This window comes from Arhodomonas sp. KWT, from assembly GCF_010993615.1.
On the sequence record NZ_WNXE01000472.1, the window covers coordinates 1 to 1286 of the forward strand.

Annotated in this window: 1 protein-coding gene and 1 pseudogene; both read right to left on the reverse strand. The window is 68.6% G+C overall.

Annotated features, from left to right (window positions below):
* Positions 1 to 95: 95 nt before the first annotated feature.
* Complete coding sequence (gene kdsA / locus G7A99_RS20010; RefSeq protein WP_163143556.1) at positions 96 to 941, reverse strand: 3-deoxy-8-phosphooctulonate synthase; 846 nt, start codon at positions 939 to 941, stop codon at positions 96 to 98.
* A gap of 3 nt (positions 942 to 944) precedes the next feature.
* Positions 945 to 1286: pseudogene (gene pyrG / locus G7A99_RS20015) on the reverse strand (CTP synthetase); the annotation flags it as partial.

The window sequence follows — 1286 nt, forward strand, 5'->3', positions numbered from 1 at the left end:
TTGCCCCGGGAGTCGAGGATCTCGCGCGCCTTGATCGCCTTGATGCTCGCCATGCCGTCGTGTTTCCTCCTGGTGCTTTCGATGATTGGGACGTATCAGCCGAGGTCGGACTCGATGAAACCGTCCGCCTTGACCTGCGTGTCCAGTGCTTTAAGCGTGACCAGCAGCTCGCGCATGCGGGGCAGCGGCCACGCGTTGGGTCCGTCGGAGAGCGCACGCTCCGGGTCCGGGTGGGTCTCCATGAACACCCCCGCCACGCCGGCGGCCACCGCCGCGCGGGCGAGCACCGGCACGAACTCCCGCTGGCCGCCGGAGGCCTTGCCCTGGCCGCCGGGGAGCTGGACCGAGTGGGTCGCGTCGAAGACCACCGGCGCCCCGCTGTCGCGCATCACCGCGAGCGCACGCATGTCCGAGATGAGGTTGTTGTAGCCGAAGGAGACGCCGCGCTCGCAGGCCATGATGCGCTCGTTGCCGGTGGCGCGGGCCTTGGAGACCACGTTGGCCATGTCCCACGGCGCCAGGAACTGGCCCTTCTTGATGTTCACGGGCAGGCCCTGGTCGGCGACGCGCTGGATGAAGTTCGTCTGCCGGCACAGGAACGCCGGCGTCTGGAGCACGTCCACCACCCCGGCGACGGCCTCGAGCGGGGTATCCTCGTGGACATCGGTAAGCACCGGCACGCCCACCTCCTCGCGCACCCGCGCGAGGATGCGCAGGCCCTCGTCCATGCCCGGGCCGCGATAGCTCTCGTGGGAGGAGCGGTTGGCCTTGTCGAACGAGGACTTGTAGATGAACGGGATGCCGAGCTCATCGGTGATGGCCTTAAGCTCGGCCGCGCTCTCCAGCGCCATCGCCTCGGACTCGACCACGCAGGGCCCGGCGATGAGAAACAGCGGCCGGTCCAGGCCGACCGGGAAGCCGCAGAGCTCGAAACCGGCCATATCTCAGACCTCCCCGTGCGCCGACGCTGCCTCGGCACCCGCGGTGCGGGCGTCGCGGTGACGTGCCGCCGCGCGGATAAAGCTGGTGAACAGCGGATGTCCGTCCCTCGGCGTGGAGGTGAACTCCGGGTGGAACTGGGATGCAACGAACCACGGATGTGAGGGTAGCTCCACGCACTCCACCAGCTCGTTGTGGCTGGACCAGCCGGACAGGCGCAGGCCCGCCTCCTCGAGGGTCCGGGCGTAGCGGTTGTTGAACTCGTAGCGGTGGCGGTGGCGCTCGCGGATGACATCCTTGCCGTAGATGTCGTGGATCAGCGAGTCGCGCAGCAGGCGCACCGACTG